Annotated in this window: 12 protein-coding genes; 6 read left to right on the top strand and 6 right to left on the bottom strand. The window is 42.0% G+C overall.

The features are described 5' to 3' along the window. Nucleotides 1-18: 18 nt before the first annotated feature. Entirely contained in the window at nt 19-4080 is a 4062-nt protein-coding gene (locus tag BGP78_RS06420; RefSeq protein ID WP_119860631.1) for a hybrid sensor histidine kinase/response regulator, read from the top strand. A gap of 41 nt (nt 4081-4121) precedes the next feature. Here the strand turns inward: BGP78_RS06420 and BGP78_RS06415 are convergent, their stop codons facing one another. Beyond that, complete coding sequence (locus tag BGP78_RS06415; RefSeq protein WP_119860630.1) at nt 4122-4628, bottom strand: hypothetical protein; 507 nt, start codon at nt 4626-4628, stop codon at nt 4122-4124. Nucleotides 4629-4799: 171 nt separating this feature from the next. Here BGP78_RS06415 and tsaA point away from each other — a divergent pair, with 171 nt between their 5' ends. From tsaA to BGP78_RS06400, 3 genes are all read left to right on the top strand, one after another. Beyond that, on the top strand, nt 4800-5504 hold the full coding sequence (gene tsaA, locus BGP78_RS06410) for a tRNA (N6-threonylcarbamoyladenosine(37)-N6)-methyltransferase TrmO (protein WP_119860629.1): 705 nt from the start codon (nt 4800-4802) through the stop codon (nt 5502-5504). A 91-nt stretch (nt 5505-5595) separates the two neighbouring features. Beyond that, nucleotides 5596-7323 (top strand): proline--tRNA ligase, encoded by a 1728-nt coding sequence (locus tag BGP78_RS06405; RefSeq protein ID WP_119860628.1) that lies wholly within the window; start codon nt 5596-5598, stop codon nt 7321-7323. Nucleotides 7324-7509: 186 nt separating this feature from the next. Next, on the top strand, nt 7510-8313 hold the full coding sequence (locus tag BGP78_RS06400; RefSeq protein ID WP_119860627.1) for a UDP-2,3-diacylglucosamine diphosphatase: 804 nt from the start codon (nt 7510-7512) through the stop codon (nt 8311-8313). 118 nt (nt 8314-8431) lie between these two features. On the opposite strand, the gene BGP78_RS06395 is transcribed toward BGP78_RS06400, so the two are convergent. The 3 genes from BGP78_RS06395 to BGP78_RS06385 are packed head-to-tail and all read right to left on the bottom strand — an operon-like array spanning nt 8432 to nt 11236. Next, nucleotides 8432-9640, bottom strand: a complete 1209-nt coding sequence (locus tag BGP78_RS06395) for an ABC transporter permease (protein WP_119860626.1) — start codon at nt 9638-9640, stop codon at nt 8432-8434. Then, the gene (locus BGP78_RS06390; protein WP_119860625.1) at nt 9633-10418 is read right to left on the bottom strand and encodes an ATP-binding cassette domain-containing protein; all 786 of its coding nucleotides are present in this window, start codon (nt 10416-10418) and stop codon (nt 9633-9635) included. Before BGP78_RS06390 ends, BGP78_RS06395 begins: the two co-directional genes overlap by 8 nt. Continuing rightward, on the bottom strand, nt 10418-11236 hold the full coding sequence (locus BGP78_RS06385; RefSeq protein ID WP_119860624.1) for a DUF3025 domain-containing protein: 819 nt from the start codon (nt 11234-11236) through the stop codon (nt 10418-10420). Before BGP78_RS06385 ends, BGP78_RS06390 begins: the two co-directional genes overlap by 1 nt. A gap of 150 nt (nt 11237-11386) precedes the next feature. Here BGP78_RS06385 and BGP78_RS06380 point away from each other — a divergent pair, with 150 nt between their 5' ends. Together BGP78_RS06380 and BGP78_RS06375 are read left to right on the top strand one after the other, a co-directional pair. Next, nucleotides 11387-13012, top strand: a complete 1626-nt coding sequence (locus BGP78_RS06380; protein WP_119860623.1) for a M28 family metallopeptidase — start codon at nt 11387-11389, stop codon at nt 13010-13012. A gap of 71 nt (nt 13013-13083) precedes the next feature. Continuing rightward, complete coding sequence (locus BGP78_RS06375) at nt 13084-14244, top strand: putative manganese transporter (RefSeq protein ID WP_119860622.1); 1161 nt, start codon at nt 13084-13086, stop codon at nt 14242-14244. Between the two features lie 134 nt (nt 14245-14378). Here the strand turns inward: BGP78_RS06375 and BGP78_RS06370 are convergent, their stop codons facing one another. Beyond that, nucleotides 14379-14741 (bottom strand): VOC family protein, encoded by a 363-nt coding sequence (locus tag BGP78_RS06370; protein WP_119860621.1) that lies wholly within the window; start codon nt 14739-14741, stop codon nt 14379-14381. 167 nt (nt 14742-14908) lie between these two features. Further along, nucleotides 14909-16330 carry an FAD-dependent oxidoreductase gene (locus BGP78_RS06365; protein ID WP_259386191.1) on the bottom strand — a complete coding sequence of 474 codons (1422 nt, stop codon included), beginning with the start codon at nt 16328-16330 and terminating at the stop codon, nt 14909-14911. Nucleotides 16331-16398: the final 68 nt, after the last annotated feature.

Here is a 16398-nt window from a genome sequence, read left to right as displayed (position 1 = left end):
ATAGTTAGGTAAATTTATATGCTCAGCGTACGTACTTTATTTATATCTATTTTCTCAGTGATGTTCAGTATGAGTATCGCAATTCAATACATTGCTCATAAAATGGAAAACATGGAGAAGTTAGAGCAGCAAGATAGCGCGCAATTATTGAAACTCAGTCAGTTAGCCCAAGAGTTAAAACAAAGTTCAGATCAATTGACCAATTTTGCACGAACTTATGCAATGACGGGTAATAAGCGCTGGTATAATTTATTCAACTACGTCTTAGCTGTTAGACAAGGAAAAGCGATAAGACCAGACCAACAATCGTATAGTTATTGGGATGTCCTCGCCTCGCCATTTTCAGCGCCACCTGAGCTAACTCAAGACTTTAAAGGGCCATCAATTATCGAACGATTTGAAATTGTCGGAATTGATGATTATGAACTGAGCCAAATGAAGCTTGCTTTATCAACGTCCGACGCACTGGTTACGCTCGAGCAACGTGCGTTTAATGCGGTCAAGGGTATAGCGCAAGATAAGTTTGGGAACTGGACTGTGCAAGTCGCGCCTGATTTAATTGCAGCCCAACGTATTTTGTACAGCGATGAATACTTTGTAGAAAAAGCGAAAATAATGAGCGCAATTGACGATGCGCACTGGCATATGGCCAATAAACTACAAAGCAAAATCGATGAAAATGTTAATGTCTTAATGGTTTCGCATTTTATTCAAAAACTCATGAGTATTGCACTAATAACCAGTATTGGTTTATCGTTTTATCTCCTTTGGAAAATGTACATAAAACCGGTTTCAAATATGCAGCAAAAAGTGGTTTCTCATGTTGCAGACAATAATTACAACTTTAGACTTGATACACAAACTCAGGGCGAGCTCGCAAAGTTCTCCCGAGCAATGAATACTTTATTGCACAATATTTCAAAACAATTGCAGTTTAATACCATCATGAAAGACTTTGGATTGGCACTACGTGGCAAGAACTCAGCCAAAGAACTTGGTGAAGAGCTTATGCAGTTTTTAGGTCGCCGCTTATCCGTCCCGCTACTGGGGTTATATGTTTTTAACGACGAAAAGTTATCCCGTGTTGCAGGGACGGGATATTGTAAAAAGTCTCCTTCCACATATGACAATTATGATTCAATTCACTTTCACGTCTTAAGTAGTAAACAAACCTACTCTATGTCATTACTCGAGTCTCAATATGCAATTGAGCTAAATGGAGAAAGCTTGTATTTATCTGAGCTGTACTACTTTCCATTGATAGTCAGTAATGAATGTGTTGGTTTATTAGAATTAGGCAGTTTAAAACCTGTCTCTAATAAAGACTTTGAATGGATAGAGTCCGTCATTCAAGACTTAGCCATTAGTTTACAGTTGACGCAAAATATTGAGCTGCAAAGAAATACCGAAAAGAAAGTACTGGAACAATTAGAACTGAACCGTAAGATCCTCGATGCGATTCCTAATCCCATGTATTACCGCAATCGCGACGGAGAATATTTGGGTGTTAACTCTATATTTCATGATTTTATCGGCACATTTGACGCCGACGTTATTGGCGCAGCACCCAACGAAATTTTTAGCAAAGATATTGCGCAGCAGTTTGTTGACTCAGAATTAAGTCTGTTACAAGACCCCGGAAGTCATAATTATGAAATGACGCTCATTAACGTAAAAGGCCAGCCCAGAGATGTCGTTATTTACGAAGCAACCTTTTGCAATGCTGATGGTGAGGTCGCAGGGATTGTTGGCTTAATATTAGATGTGACAGAGCGCAAAGAAATGGAGCAACAGCTCATCATAGCTAAAGAACAAGCAGATCAAATGAGCACCGCCAAAGGGGAGTTTTTGGCAAATATGAGTCATGAAATTCGCACCCCAATGAATGCGATTATTGGCATGAGTCATTTAGCACTTAAAACTGATTTAGACACACAACAACTTGGCTATGTGACCAAGATTGATCAAGCAGCAAAGAACCTTCTCGGTATTATTAACGACATCCTAGACTTTTCGAAAATTGAGTCTGGGAAAATGACAGTGGAGTCAGTCAACTTTTTACTGGATGAAGTCACCGACAATGTGGCGACAGTCAATGCCGTAAAAGCACAAGAGAAAAACTTAGAGTTATTGCTAGATGTTTCGCCTGACGTACCAATTAGTCTGATAGGTGATCCGCTGCGTTTGAGCCAAATTTTAATAAACCTATGTGGTAATGCCATCAAGTTTACCGAAACAGGTGAAATTGTCATAGGCGTGACCATAGTTGAGCAAAATAGTGACTACGTCATGCTACGATTTAGCGTTAAAGACAGTGGTATTGGCCTATCAAACGAACAGCAAGCCAAGTTGTTCGAAGCCTTCTCGCAAGCCGATGGCTCTATTACCAGGAAATATGGCGGTACTGGCCTTGGGTTAAGTATTTCAAAAAATTTAGTTGAGCTCATGGGCGGCGAAATTGGGGTTAATAGTGAAGTTGGTAAAGGCTCTGAGTTCTACTTTAGTGTACGCTGTGGCTTACAAGAAGCAAAAATGCGCAACTTCTTGTGTCCTGAAGCAAATCTAAAAGAGAAGCAAGCGTTGGTCGTCGATGACAATGACAGCGCACGTGCTATTTTAAACAATTTATTGAAAACAATGGGCTTAGCCGTCAACAGTGTAAGTAGCGGTAGAGAGGCCATTAATGAATTAGAGGTTGCTCAATACGATTTAATCTTTATGGATTGGAATATGCCTGGCATGAATGGCATTGATACCATTAAACACATACGTAATATGAACCTGTCAGAGCAGCCCAAGATGATACTTGTGACTGCCTATGGCAAAGAAGTCGGCATGAACAAGGAGATCAGTGATTTATTAGATGGCTTAATTATTAAACCTGTTAATGCGTCTATATTGCTCGATAGCATTATGGAGTGTTACGGCCTGCAACGCCCTTCAGACCATGATGCAGCCCCCGTGTCAGATATCGAAAGTACAGGCTTTGCACAACAACGGGTGTTATTAGTCGAAGACAACATAACTAATCAAGAAGTCGCCTACGAAATGCTCCAGTCGGTCAATCTGCATATCACGATCGCCAACAATGGGTTAGAAGCCGTCAATATGATAAAAGACCAAAACTTTGATTTAGTTTTAATGGATATGCAAATGCCAGTGATGGATGGACTGACGGCAACCCGAGAAATCCGTAAAAGCAAGTCATTCACGGCCCTGCCAATTATTGCGATGACCGCCAATGCCATGCAAGAAGATGTAGACAAATGCACCGATGCTGGCATGAATGGTCATATTGCGAAACCGATTAACTTCAATACCATGATCAATACGATTCATGCTGCATTAGAGCAACCACAAGACTCTGCAATAGAACAGGCATCAATAAGTAAGTCATCTAAAAGTGAACAGGTGCAGATACCGTCATCTAATGACGTAAAAAACAGTGGGCAAACCACAAATGACGCCACTGCCCCAGCAGAATCTCAAACCGAATTAGAAGGTATTTCATTTAACGAAGGTATAAAGCGTATTGGTGGTAACGAAAAGGCCTATTGGAGCATATTAACGAAGTTCATTAATAATCAAATTGAAGAAATGATCAATTTAGAGCAAGCGCTTATTATTGGCGATACTGAACATGCTTCACGTATTGCTCATTCGCTTAAAGGTTCAGCTGCGAATTTATGTGCAGCTCGCTTAGCGGACGCAGGCGATAAGTTTGAGACCGCGATAAATAACGAGCAGGAAGTTAGCACCGATGAAATCCATGACATCATTGCTTACTTGCGGGAAATTGCACGTCGGTTAAGCCAACGCACTAGTAGTAATGATGCAAAAAAATCAGCAGCCGAGGCCTGTACACTCGACAAAGGAAGCATAAAAGAGAAACTCACTTTACTGGCCGAGCTTATTGACTCCAGTGATGTAGAAGCCATAGAAACAGTCAATGAGCTGACGGATTTAAACTTTATGTCTGCCGATGATTCAGCAGCGCTGGAAGAGCTTATTAATGACTTTGAATTTGTTGAAGCTAAAACACTCGTTGTAAAAATCATCGACCGATTCGAAGCAAGTTAACATGAGTCGTTACCAATTTCATTGCTGTAATATAACACGCGCTACGCTTCATAAGCGCAAGCGAGCGCTTCGCGGGCAAGGCCATAAATTGCATGGTTACTCATCGACTTTAAATGCAAAGTAAGCTCTGAACTCGGCTCTATAATATTGCGCTGTAACATTGACTTGGCATTCTCTAGAATTGCTTCGTAATGTTCAGCAGACACATCACTGCACCGTAAATACGTGTATAACGACCTTAAAACTGGTTTACTTTGCAGTACGTAGATAAAGAATTCGTGCCGAATTTGCGGGCTGTACTGCTTGAGGTTTGACTCACAACAGGCAAATAAAAGCTGATCAAACTCATCTTTACTGTCTTGCTCTTCTCTTCGGTTAGCACGAGTTTGCTTTTGCAGCTGAGCAAAGATGGTCGTCTGCTCTGACCAATGATGCCGTAACCCACCCGCCCGTTCACCTAAGACTTCGATGTAACTGTCTGGCGTTAGCTGCGTGCCATGAGCACAAGGTGTAGGTATTTTAGGGTCGTTATTATTATTTACACCCATGATAATAGGTATGCGTCCTAGTGTTCTGTTTTATCTGAGCACTAGATTATCCTTCAATCTAAAATAATGATATTACATGCCATTACAGCCTATTTCACATTGGTTAATTTTTTATTCCCACGTACAATAGACACTATACGTTAACAGCTGTACGACCAGACAAGAGATCCTGTGGATAGTTACCAAATTGAGCCTATTGGCCATATTTCATCCCCTTATAAACAAAAGTTTGCCATACCTCGTCAACCAAGGTTAGTGCCTCAAGCCAAAGCAAAGTTACTCTTTTGCCAAAACTTTAATCGTGAAGAGTTTGTTCGTGGCATTGATGAGTTTACGCACCTTTGGCTTTTATTTCGGTTCCATGAAACTGCTGACAAAGGCTACTCCGCATTGGTGCGTCCGCCTCGTCTTGGCGGCAATGAAAAAAAAGGGGTCTTTGCAACCCGCGCCACGTTTAGGCCTAATGGCATTGGTATGAGCGCGGTAAAGTTAGAAGGTATCGAGTATAAAAATGGGCAGCTGGCTTTATTGTTATCTGGTATCGATTTACTTGATGGCACGCCCATTGTAGACATAAAGCCCTACCTACCTTATTCGGATGCAATGCCCGATGCCAGTGCAGGTTTCGCCGACACACGTCCTGAAACACATATGACGGTGAGTTTTAGTGAACAAGCCGATGAGTTTATTGCAGCGCAAACTACCTATCCAGAATTACGTGATTTTATCGCTAATGTTTTGAAGCAAGACCCTCGTCCAGCTTACAAAAAGCAAAAGCAAGAAACACAGTTTTATGGCATGACACTGTTTGATTTTAATATCCGTTGGCAGGTCGACGAAAGCCATAATCAAGTTATAGAGATAACCAAACAATAACTGGTTAGAATAATTACTTGTCTGCACCGCTAGCACTGTTAAACTACGCGGAATTACTACGAAAAATAACTATATTACGAACGGAACAACCATGCGTACTAGTCAATACATTTTAGCGACTCTTAAAGAGACGCCGTCAGATGCTGAAATTATCAGCCATCAGCTTATGCTTAGAGCGGGTATGATCCGCAAATTGGCTTCAGGCCTTTACACTTGGCTTCCATCTGGTCTTAAAGTTTTACGCAATGTTGAAAAAGTCGTGCGTGAAGAAATGGACAAAGCGGGTGCAATTGAAATGCTAATGCCTGTGATCCAACCTGCTGACCTATGGCAAGAGTCAGGTCGCTGGGATCAGTTTGGTCCTGAATTATTACGCATCTCAGATCGTAACAATCGCCCTTTCGCACTAGGTCCCACACACGAAGAAGTGATCACCGACTTTGTTCGCAAAGAAATCAATAGCTACAAGCAGCTCCCAATCACTTTGTACCAAGTACAAACTAAAGTGCGTGACGAAGTTCGACCGCGTTTTGGTGTAATGCGTGCGCGTGAATTCACAATGAAAGACGCCTACTCTTTTCATTTGAGTGAAGACTGTTTATCTGCAACATATGAGCGTATGCACCAAGCATACTGTAATATTTTTGAGCGTTTGGGCTTAGACTACCGCCCAGTAATTGCTGATACTGGCTCTATTGGCGGCAGTGTATCACATGAATTCCACGTGTTAGCCGAGTCTGGTGAAGATGCGATTGCGTTCAGTGATGGCAGTGACTATGCAGCTAATATTGAAAAAGCAGAAGCATTAGCGCCAACTGAAACACGTGCTGAGGCGTCAAAAGCACTCAATACATTTGCCACACCTGAAGCAAGCACCATTGAGCAATTAAAAGCCAAACACGGTGTTAAGCCGCACCGCGGTGTTAAAACCATCATTGTTTATGGTGCTGCTGATGAAGATGAGCAACGCGGTTTAGTTGCTTTAGTCGTGCGTGGTGATCATTCTCTTAATGAACTCAAAGCACAAGCACACGAACTCGTGCACGCGCCACTTGAGCTGGCAAAAGAAGCCGACATAATTTCAGCAATTGGTGCCAAGCCTGGCTCATTGGGTCCTGTAGGCTTAAATATACCAGTTATTGTTGACCACAGTGCTGCAATTATGGCTGACTTTGTTGCTGGCGCTAACAAAGACGGTGAACATTATAGCGGTGTTAACTGGGATCGCGATGTAACCGATTTTACCGTTGCTGACATTCGTAATGTAGTAGAAGGCGATCCGAGCCCATGTGGTAAAGGCGTACTACAAATTAAGCGTGGTGTTGAAGTGGGTCATATTTTCCAACTTGGTACAAAGTACTCAGAAAGTATGAATGCGGGCGTACTCGGTGAAAGTGGCAAAAACCAAATGCTAACTATGGGGTGTTACGGTATTGGCGTATCTCGTATTGTTGCAGCTGCCATTGAGCAAAACAATGATGACTACGGCATAAAATGGCCAACAGCCCTCGCCCCGTTCACATTGGCAATTGTACCGATGAATATGCATAAGTCACATCGTATTCCAGACATTGCAGATAACTTATATACCCAGTTTAAAGCTGCGGGTATCGACGTACTGTTCGATGACCGTAAAGAGCGTCCTGGTGTGATGTTCAATGATATGGAACTACTCGGCGTACCATATACGCTGGTTATTGGTGAACGTAATTTAGACAATAACCAAGTTGAGTTAAAGAACCGCCGTACTGGCGAAAAACTGATGTTAGACATTGACCAAGCTGTTACAGAGATCTGTAATGCAATTAATGGCAACTAAGACTTGGTTTAAATAAACCAAACACATTAAAAGTGGCGATTTAGTTCGCCACTTTTTGCTTTACCAACCTCTACCCCCACTCTCCCTTCTATAACAGCCGCTTGTCATAATCTCTTCTTATTGCCGTCGCTTTACTGTCACTATCAAAAACTAAGCTAAGTCTTATTACGCTAGAGATAAAGGCTAATGAAAACGACATATTACCCAAGTATTTGGATATCAGATCTCCATCTTGGCTATAAAGACTGTAAAGCGGACTACTTACTCGACTTTTTAAATCGAACCGATTGTGATGTGCTGTATTTAGTTGGAGACATCGTCGACCTGTGGTCTATGAAGCGTCAATTTTATTGGGAGCCAAGTCATTATAAAGTACTTGAATGCATTCAGGCTAAAGCTGAGTCCGGTACTAGAGTCATATATATTCCCGGCAATCATGATGAAACATTTCGTCACTATGTTGGTCGCTCTTTGTTTAATGTCGAAGTACATAGAACCTTTATTCACACTACCTCTGCGGGCAAACGCTTTTTGCTAGTTCACGGCGACGATTTTGATTCAGCAACCCGATACAACAAGCTGATAAGTATTGCAGGCGATGCGGGATACGACTTTCTCTTGTTCTTAAACCGTTGGACTAACCGTATCAGACGTATTTACGGAGGTCACTATTGGTCTTTGGCGTCATGGATTAAAAACCGCGTACATAAAGCGAGAGAGGCCATCGCAGCATTTGAAGCTGCAGCCATTCATGAAGCTAAAAAACAAGGCGTCGATGGGATCATCTGCGGTCATATTCATCAGCCTGCGCTAAAAGTGTCTGATGGCATTGTTTATTGTAATGATGGCGACTGGATAGAAAACTGCACTGCTTTGGTAGAAAATAAAGACGGCAGAATTGAGCTATTACATTGGTCTGATATTCAACATGTCCTACATACTGTAGAGCTTGCAAAGCCGCCAGAGAATAAAGCAAGTCAAGCAGCTTAAATATAAATGAGCGCGCTCACCTTAAATAATTGAACGCGCTCAAAAATAAACTTTTGATTAACCTATATTTTTATTTAACTTTTTATATAAGCTTTTATCTAAGTTTTTATCTCAGCTTTTATCTAAACAATACTGTTTCTTTGTTAAACCACCTCACGCAACATATCAAGAGTAAAGCTGCTAAGGCAGCTGACGCAATAAAAATAAGACCAACAGATCCATAGTCTACTGTGCCTTTTACTATCTCTTTTATGGCCAATGCTACGTTTGTTATTGGGATCAATGCGGTCGTTGTATCCAGTTCCATATTAGGTAATAGTGAAATCACGATAGGGACAAAAATCCCCATACTCAATGGTGCCATATAGTTTTGTGCTTCTTTAAAGGTACGAGCATAAATTGAAATCGCCAGTACCAACGAAGATAGCATAGCAGCAACGGGCAGCAACAAAGCAAATATCAATAAAAAGTCCCAACTTGTCACACTGGAAAATGCCGTTGTTATTACGTCAATGCTGATAAATCGGGTCGCTATACTTACCCAGATGGCCAAACTGGCAACCGTTATTAACGTACACGCTATGGAACTGGCTAATACCGTAAAAAACTTACCTAATACGAGTTCTGAGCGCGTCACCGGTGTTAACAGCAACGTTTCGAGTGTACCTCGCTCTTTTTCACCGGCCCCCAAGTCGATTGCCGGATAACTTGCCCCCATTAACACCAAAGGCAATAATAAATACGGGATAAATGCCCCTAGCTTTTCACCGTAATTTTCTCGTTTATCAGCAGTATCAACCTTACTAACAACAATTGGCTTTAACACCGCCTGCTGACGTTCAGGCTCGACGCCTAATTCAAGTAACGCGTTTGAGCGTACCGCGTGTGATGAGGTATTAGCTAATTCATTGATTCGATTAAAGGTAAAGTTAATCGCTTTGGCATCGTTGAACACCACTTTCCACTGACTCTGCTTACCTGTTTTTATCGCCTCTCGGGGGTCACTGTCTATAAATATTCCTACGTCAATTTGACCAAGTTTCACCGCTTCAGATAACGCATGTACTGAGTCAAGCTTTATATCTCCTTGATATTTTTTAAAGCTTTTATGATAAAAAACCTGCTCAGAAAACGCGTCAGCATACTGCTCGTTTACGATGTAATAGGTATGCACTTGCTGCTGCGCTTTTAAGCCTGCTTGAGATGTCAAAAACGCAACCAGTGCAACAATGATTGGAAACACCAGCATAGGTAATGCGATAATGAAAAACAGCGTCTTTCGATCCCTTAACAGCTCGAGAATTTCCTTTTTAAATACTTCAAACATGACAACGCTCATCCAATAAATTAAGAAATGCTTGGTTTAGTTCATTACTCTCACCCCGCAATTTAAACTCATCAACCGTACCGTCAAAGCAACTCACCCCATTATCAATGACAGCAAGCTTGTCACACAACAAGGCGACTTCATCAAGGTGGTGTGTTGAGAAAATGACGGGTGTACCCTGCTTTTTTAATGTGCGAATAAAAGCAATGACGGTTTGCGTCGTCATTATGTCAAGCCCAGTAGTTGGTTCGTCTAAGATAACGACTTTTGGGTTATGAACAACCGCTCTGGCAATATTGGTTTTTTGTTTCATCCCTGTAGACAAATGCTCAGCACGCTTATCTAAAAACGATGTCATATCAAGCATTGTAAATAGCGCTTCACATTTTTGCTTAAGCGCATTGCCTTTAAGGCCATGGAGCTTACCGAAGTATTCAATATTCTCACGTGCCGTCAAGCGCCCATATAACCCCGTTGTGCCAGATAAAAAGCCTATTGCTTTTCGACCCTTTAGAGGATGTTTAATAATGTCTATATCATCAATGGTGATCTCGCCTTTATCTGGCGTGAGTGCAGTCGATAACATACGCAGCGTGGTTGTTTTCCCTGCACCATTTGGCCCAAGCAACCCTAACACTTCACCGTAACCACACTGGAAGCTCACATCTTTAACAGAGTGGAAATAGCCATCGTGTTCACGCACGTCAGTGCATTGCTTTTGTTTTTTATGTTCTTTATTCAGCTTGAAACGCTTAGCGAGCGTATTGACTGTGATCATCATACTTCCTTTTTAAACACTCTTTTTACTCTAAAGTAATCCGTATTATCATAAAACTGGGGGTTTTTATTGTCATCGTGCCAATTTGGCACACCTAATAACGGCAATGGCGACATCTGTTTATTGTCATCAAGTACCCCTTGCTCGATTATCTGCTCACAAAGTAAGTCATCTAACACCCCATATTGTTCTTGCAAAGACAGTGCTGCAAAGCTGTCCTCTACTTTGATACACAGTACTTTTCCTGTTAACCCTATAAACGGCTGTGTTAACATTTCATAATTGGCATGGCCAAAAATGAAGGGGTGGATGTTGTTCCCCCATTGCGTGCGGCGCTCAATAAAAACAGATTGCCATTTATGCGCTCTTAACTGCGCTTGCACGGTGTCATCTGTGATTGCTAACACCACCCCGCATTCATCAAATAAGGTTAATGCATTGCGATGTTTACTACGTTGCTTTAAACCATGTTGATTAATTTCGTCTATGTGGCGTTTATTTAATAATGCCTTTGTTTTAGGAAACAAACACCAGATCATCGCGCCAAATAAGTCATGCCAGTTTTGCTCTCTGGTAGGGATCCGACCTGTTTCGTATATTATCTGTTCGTAATACCGCTCCTCATCCTGAAACACCGGATCAGGCTCAAATTGTACCGCCAGCCCTTGACTGTTTTTTATATTATTTAAACGATTCAGCCACACAAAATCAGGCCAATTATTATGCGTGTTTAATTTAAACAAATGATTTAAGTGCGCAAATGCACCACTGGCTAAAAGAGAAGGTTGAAACTGCTCAGGGGGGGTAAATTTCTTCATTCTGTAAACATTTTAAAATATTTTCATTAGTTTACCTGAAGTGAGCTGTGGCTCCAATCACTCCGCTGCGAACTATCGCAGTTACTCGAAAAAACAGCCCAATTATGTTTATAATAAAGAGACTTTAATATTTATAACAAAAGAAGCATTATGAAACTTAAAATGACTCTAAGCGCGCTCACCGTAGCCGTGCTAAGTGGTTGTATGACAACAACTAATACAACAGAAGACGTGCAGTCTGCCTATAACAGTATCAACAAAGAACAGTTAGCTGAACACATTAAAACGCTCGCGTCTGATGAGTTTGGAGGCCGTGCACCGTCATCAAAAGGTGAAGAACTCACCCTTGCTTATTTGACTAAACACTTCAAATCACTGGGTTATGAGCCAGGTAATGGCGATAGCTTTTTACAAGAAGTTGACTTGGTGTCAATTGAAGCAGACTCTAAAATGACCCTTGATATTGGTGGTAAAGAGTACCTATATAAAAAAGAAATGGTGATGGGTACCAGCCGGATCAGTCCACTTGAATCGATTAATAATTCAGAATTAGTCTTCGTAGGCTATGGCGTTAATGCCCCAGAGTATAACTGGAATGACTATGAAGGTATTGATGTTGCAGGTAAAACAGTGGTCATGCTGGTCAACGATCCTGGCTTTGCTACCAAAGATCCAAATATGTTTACGGGTGAAGCCATGACGTATTATGGTCGCTGGACTTACAAGTATGAAGAAGCAAGCCGTCAAGGTGCCGCAGGTGCCATTATCATCCACGAAACTGCACCCGCATCTTACCCGTGGAGCGTAGTTGAAAACTCATGGAGTGGTGAGCAATTTGGTTTTCAAAAAGCCAATAAAAACATGGACCGCGTAGCCGTCGAAGGCTGGGTAACAGTCGATGTCGCTAAAGAGCTATTTAACAAGGCAGGCCTAAAGTTTTCTACCGTTAAAGCGAACGCAGCAAAAGGCAGCTACCACGTAGATATGGGCGATTTAACCGCATCAGTCACCGTTAAAAGTAAAATCAAAACATCAACCTCGTATAACTTCATTGCGACGTTGCCTGGTAGTAAAAAGCCCGACGAGCATATTATCTATTCCGCGCACTGGGATCACTTAGGCACTGATAAAAACCGTAAAGGTGATCAGATTTACAATGGCGCACATGATAATGCGACAGGAACCGGCGGTATGATTGAAGTAGCAGAAGCATTTGCTAAATTACCTACTCGTCCAGATCGCTCAATGACCTTCTTAGCTGTTACAGCGGAAGAGCAAGGCCTACTGGGTTCTAAATACTATGCATCAAACCCGGTGATCCCAGCAAAACAAACGGTCGCTAACATCAATATGGATAGTTTAAACCTATTGGGCCGTGTAAAAGACATCAGTGTTGTGGGTATTGGTAAATCAGACCTCGATGATATGTTAACCGTGGCGGCTAAAGCCCAAGGCCGTGTTGTATCTGGTGATCCTAAACCAGCATCAGGTGGCTACTACCGTTCAGATCACTTTGCATTTGCCAATATGGGTGTACCAGCCATGTATGCTGGTGGTGGTACGCAAGCAATAGATGACGCTACGGCTAACTACCGTAAGCGTATGAGCCTTGTACTTACTGGCTGCTACCACCAACCATGTGACCGCTATCGTGACGAATGGGATTTAACAGGGGCAGTGCAAGATCTGCAACTATTCTATCAGGTCGGATATGACATCTCTCAGCAAGAGGCATGGCCACAATGGAAAGCAACCTCTGAGTTCAAGAGAAATTAAATGCAAATGATATTGCTTTTCATTTAGAAAAACCCTAAAGTGCAACTGAGTTTATTAACTGGTTGCACTTTATGCTCTCACAATCTGCCAATTCCCCTTCCCGCTTAGTACATTTACTAAGCACACAGCTAACGAACAAACGTTTATTGTTGCCGTTTTTTTTGGCATTAGCGCTGGCGTATGAACCAATAAGAACGATAACTTTACCAACACTTGCGGATGCGTTTTTTCAAGTCAGCGTGTTTGTTGCTGGCACATTGTTTATTTATTATTACCTTGTCGATAAATTACCTCAGCTAGAATTAAGTTATTTGAAAGCTAAATCTCCAGCTTTAGAGATTGTATTTGCTGCAGTTTTAGGCGCGCTTCCTGGATGCGGAGGAGCAATTATTGTCGTAACACAATTTACTAAACGTCAAGCAAGCTTTGCGTCTGTTGTGGCTGTTCTAACCGCGACAATGGGAGACGCCGCATTTTTATTATTGGCTAAAAAACCATTAGAAGGTCTTTTGATCATCGGGATTGGGGTCGGCGTTGGGATCATCAGCGGACTTATCGTCAACGTAATTCACAAACAAGAGTTTTGCCAGCCCGACGAACAACACGCACAGCCTCATGATTGTACTAAGCCAAGTACCATGGTTATTGCAAGTACCAAAGTATGGAAAGTTGCGCTGCTTCCGAGTTTAGTTATCGCTTTTTTGATAGCCTTCAATGTTGATTTAGGTGAATTTGAGCACTCAATTACCCTTGTTGGCGCTGCTATGGCGATATTTGCAGTACTCGTGTGGGCGCTTTCATCTGAAGGTAAAACGTATAAGCAAATTACAGGAGAAGATGAAGAATTTGAGCCTCCCTCAAAATTCACACGCGTACTGCAAGATACTCACTTTGTGACGGCTTGGGTTGTGGCCAGTTTTATGCTGTATGAGCTTGCTGTCACCCTCTTTGGGCTCGATTTAAAGCAATGGTTTAGTGAGTTTGCCGTATTTGCTCCACTAATTGCAGTGCTGATTGGTCTGTTACCTGGTTGTGGACCACAAATCGTTGTGACAACATTATACATTCAAGGGATCATTCCTTTTAGCGCACTCGCGGGGAATGCTATATCAAACGATGGAGATGCTCTCTTTCCTGCCATCGCGATGGCACCCAAAGCAGCTGTATTAGCTACCTGTTACTCCGCTATTCCTGCACTGGGTGTAGGCTATGGCCTGTACTGGTTAATGTAAGTATTTAGGCGAGTGAGCAAACGCCTGAGCTCACTCGCGACTTTATAACAAAGGTACATTAACGACTTGACGCAGCCAACCCGAACCCCTAGTTAATAAACGCTCCCACTAGTCTTGTTTAATGACATGCTTTATTACTCACAAAACGCAATCTTGTTATTATCTAAATCCCTTACATAGGCTGAAAAACGCGGACCCCGTTGCTCTGGCCTACCCTCACACATACCACCTAAGTCAATCGCCGTTTTATGCATCCTTATTACCTCTTCGTTAGAGCCCACACTAAAACCAACCATAGTGCCATTACCATTTGTCGCTTCCTCAGTATTAAAAGGGACAGCGACTGCAAATGCAGACTCTTCATCATCACCTTGCCAAAACGCCATTCGATCGGTCGTTAAAACGTGGTTATATGCTGTTTTTTCAAAAAGTGCATTATAAAATTTAATTGCAGCATTCATATCGTTGGTGCCAAAAACACAGTAATTCATTTTCATTATTAATTTCTCTTCTAAATAGAAGAGGCAGAATACACAGAGGTACTGACAAGTAATGTCAGCAGAATAGCTTTGAATGTCCCTACAGCAAAAGAGCCACACAACAACACCATTAGGGACTTTTAAGATATGGCGCCCTCATCGAATAAGGACGCGCTAAAAATGAATTAAACTACACGAGATTCATTTAATGCCGTTTCAACTTCACCAGCGGCACGATAGCCTGCTGTAACAGCACCTTCCATGTAACCAGACCACACTTCAGCGGTTTCAGTACCGCAAAAATATACATTGCCATGTGGGGTTCTGAGCTCTTTCCCAAAGTTAGATAAAACATTGACGTTTAACGGCGACTCGCACCCCTGCTGAAACGGTTCACTCATCCAATCCATCTCAACATAGTCAATTGCTTCTAGTGCCAATGGGCCAAACAGCTGGCTAAGTTGCGATAATACTCGCTCGCGGCGTTCAGTTATGGTGAGCGCACGCATTTCAGCACTGCCATTTACAAACACGGTTAAAGCCCCAGCATCGCTGTTGGTTCGAGTGCAATCGAATGTGCTGCTAAACGCCTCATTAGGTAAAAATGAAATACCGCTTAACCCCTGTTCACGCCAAAACGGTTTGTTAAACAATATATGTGCTTTGATACTACCAACACTGGTATTCCAATTATCAATAAGTGCTAGCTTCTCTGCTGATAAAGCCGGGGAGAAGCGGATATTTTTCAATAAGCTTGGCATCATAGCAAATATAACTTTCTGACAAAGTGTCACTTGCCCACTTTGTAATGTAACCAGTGTAAATGTGTCATAATCATCAACACTGACTACGGCATCAAAATTTAGCTGTGCATTAATCCTCTTTCGTAGCTCAATAGAAATGGATTGAGCCCCCTCCTTGATCAAACTGTCTTGCGCGCCATTATTAAGGTCTTCGAGTTGCTCAATGCTACCGGCACTGCGAATATAAAATAATAAATAGAAAAAAGAGATATCGCTAATAGACGCAGCCAAAAATGTTTGCACTGAATAATCAAGCTCTTGTATTGCTTCGGGTGAAAACTGTGCGCGTTGCATCCACTGCAACACGGTGATTTCATCCCACTCCTTAGCTGAACGAGCTAACCATGGAGCACGCATTGGTAAATGCGCAGCGAGTTGATTCAATTGCGCCCTCAATGCATTTAATTCTTGCTGTAACGGCGGTTCAGGTGCGTCAAACTGTAAACTCTCTCCAACTTGTGGCGTCAAAAATGTGTTCAGCCTGAGCTCTTTGATTAAATCATGCATTGCCACATGTGTTGGCCCAATCCACTGTGCGCCGCCATCAACAATATGCTCATTTTCCCTATTGTCTTTCAATGCTTGATTAATTGTTCGCCCCCCAACTCTGCTCTTTGCTTCATATACTTTAAATTGATATTCGTTGTTGTCGCTAAGCTGTTTTGCCGCTGCAAGACCTGACAAACCGGCTCCCACAATAACAATATCGGTAACTTCACTTATCGAATCGAATAATGGCTTATTTAAATGCGCTTGAGCATGTTCATTCAATTGTTGATACGATTGGTCGACGTTTTTCATCATATATTCCTTATATATCTGATTGTGGTTGTCAGGATAGGCAAATCAATGGCATAGAGCGCTTTGGTTAC

It is taken from the genome of Pseudoalteromonas sp. MSK9-3 (assembly GCF_003590335.1).
Classification (GTDB): domain Bacteria; phylum Pseudomonadota; class Gammaproteobacteria; order Enterobacterales; family Alteromonadaceae; genus Pseudoalteromonas.
This window is presented reverse-complemented; position numbering and strand designations above follow the sequence as displayed.

What these genes read in the sequence shown, in the direction of transcription:
- BGP78_RS06395 (WP_119860626.1), bottom strand. Translation starts at nt 9,640, where the DNA reads ATGTTTGAAGTATTTAAAAAGGAAATTCTCGAGCTGTTAAGGGATCGA.
- BGP78_RS06420 (WP_119860631.1), top strand. Translation starts at nt 19, where the DNA reads ATGCTCAGCGTACGTACTTTATTTATATCTATTTTCTCAGTGATGTTC.
- BGP78_RS06405 (WP_119860628.1), top strand. Translation starts at nt 5,596, where the DNA reads ATGCGTACTAGTCAATACATTTTAGCGACTCTTAAAGAGACGCCGTCA.
- BGP78_RS06385 (WP_119860624.1), bottom strand. Translation starts at nt 11,236, where the DNA reads ATGAAGAAATTTACCCCCCCTGAGCAGTTTCAACCTTCTCTTTTAGCC.
- BGP78_RS06375 (WP_119860622.1), top strand. Translation starts at nt 13,084, where the DNA reads ATGCTCTCACAATCTGCCAATTCCCCTTCCCGCTTAGTACATTTACTA.
- BGP78_RS06370 (WP_119860621.1), bottom strand. Translation starts at nt 14,741, where the DNA reads ATGAAAATGAATTACTGTGTTTTTGGCACCAACGATATGAATGCTGCA.
- BGP78_RS06400 (WP_119860627.1), top strand. Translation starts at nt 7,510, where the DNA reads ATGAAAACGACATATTACCCAAGTATTTGGATATCAGATCTCCATCTT.
- BGP78_RS06365 (WP_259386191.1), bottom strand. Translation starts at nt 16,330, where the DNA reads ATGATGAAAAACGTCGACCAATCGTATCAACAATTGAATGAACATGCT.
- BGP78_RS06415 (WP_119860630.1), bottom strand. Translation starts at nt 4,628, where the DNA reads ATGGGTGTAAATAATAATAACGACCCTAAAATACCTACACCTTGTGCT.
- BGP78_RS06390 (WP_119860625.1), bottom strand. Translation starts at nt 10,418, where the DNA reads ATGATCACAGTCAATACGCTCGCTAAGCGTTTCAAGCTGAATAAAGAA.
- BGP78_RS06380 (WP_119860623.1), top strand. Translation starts at nt 11,387, where the DNA reads ATGAAACTTAAAATGACTCTAAGCGCGCTCACCGTAGCCGTGCTAAGT.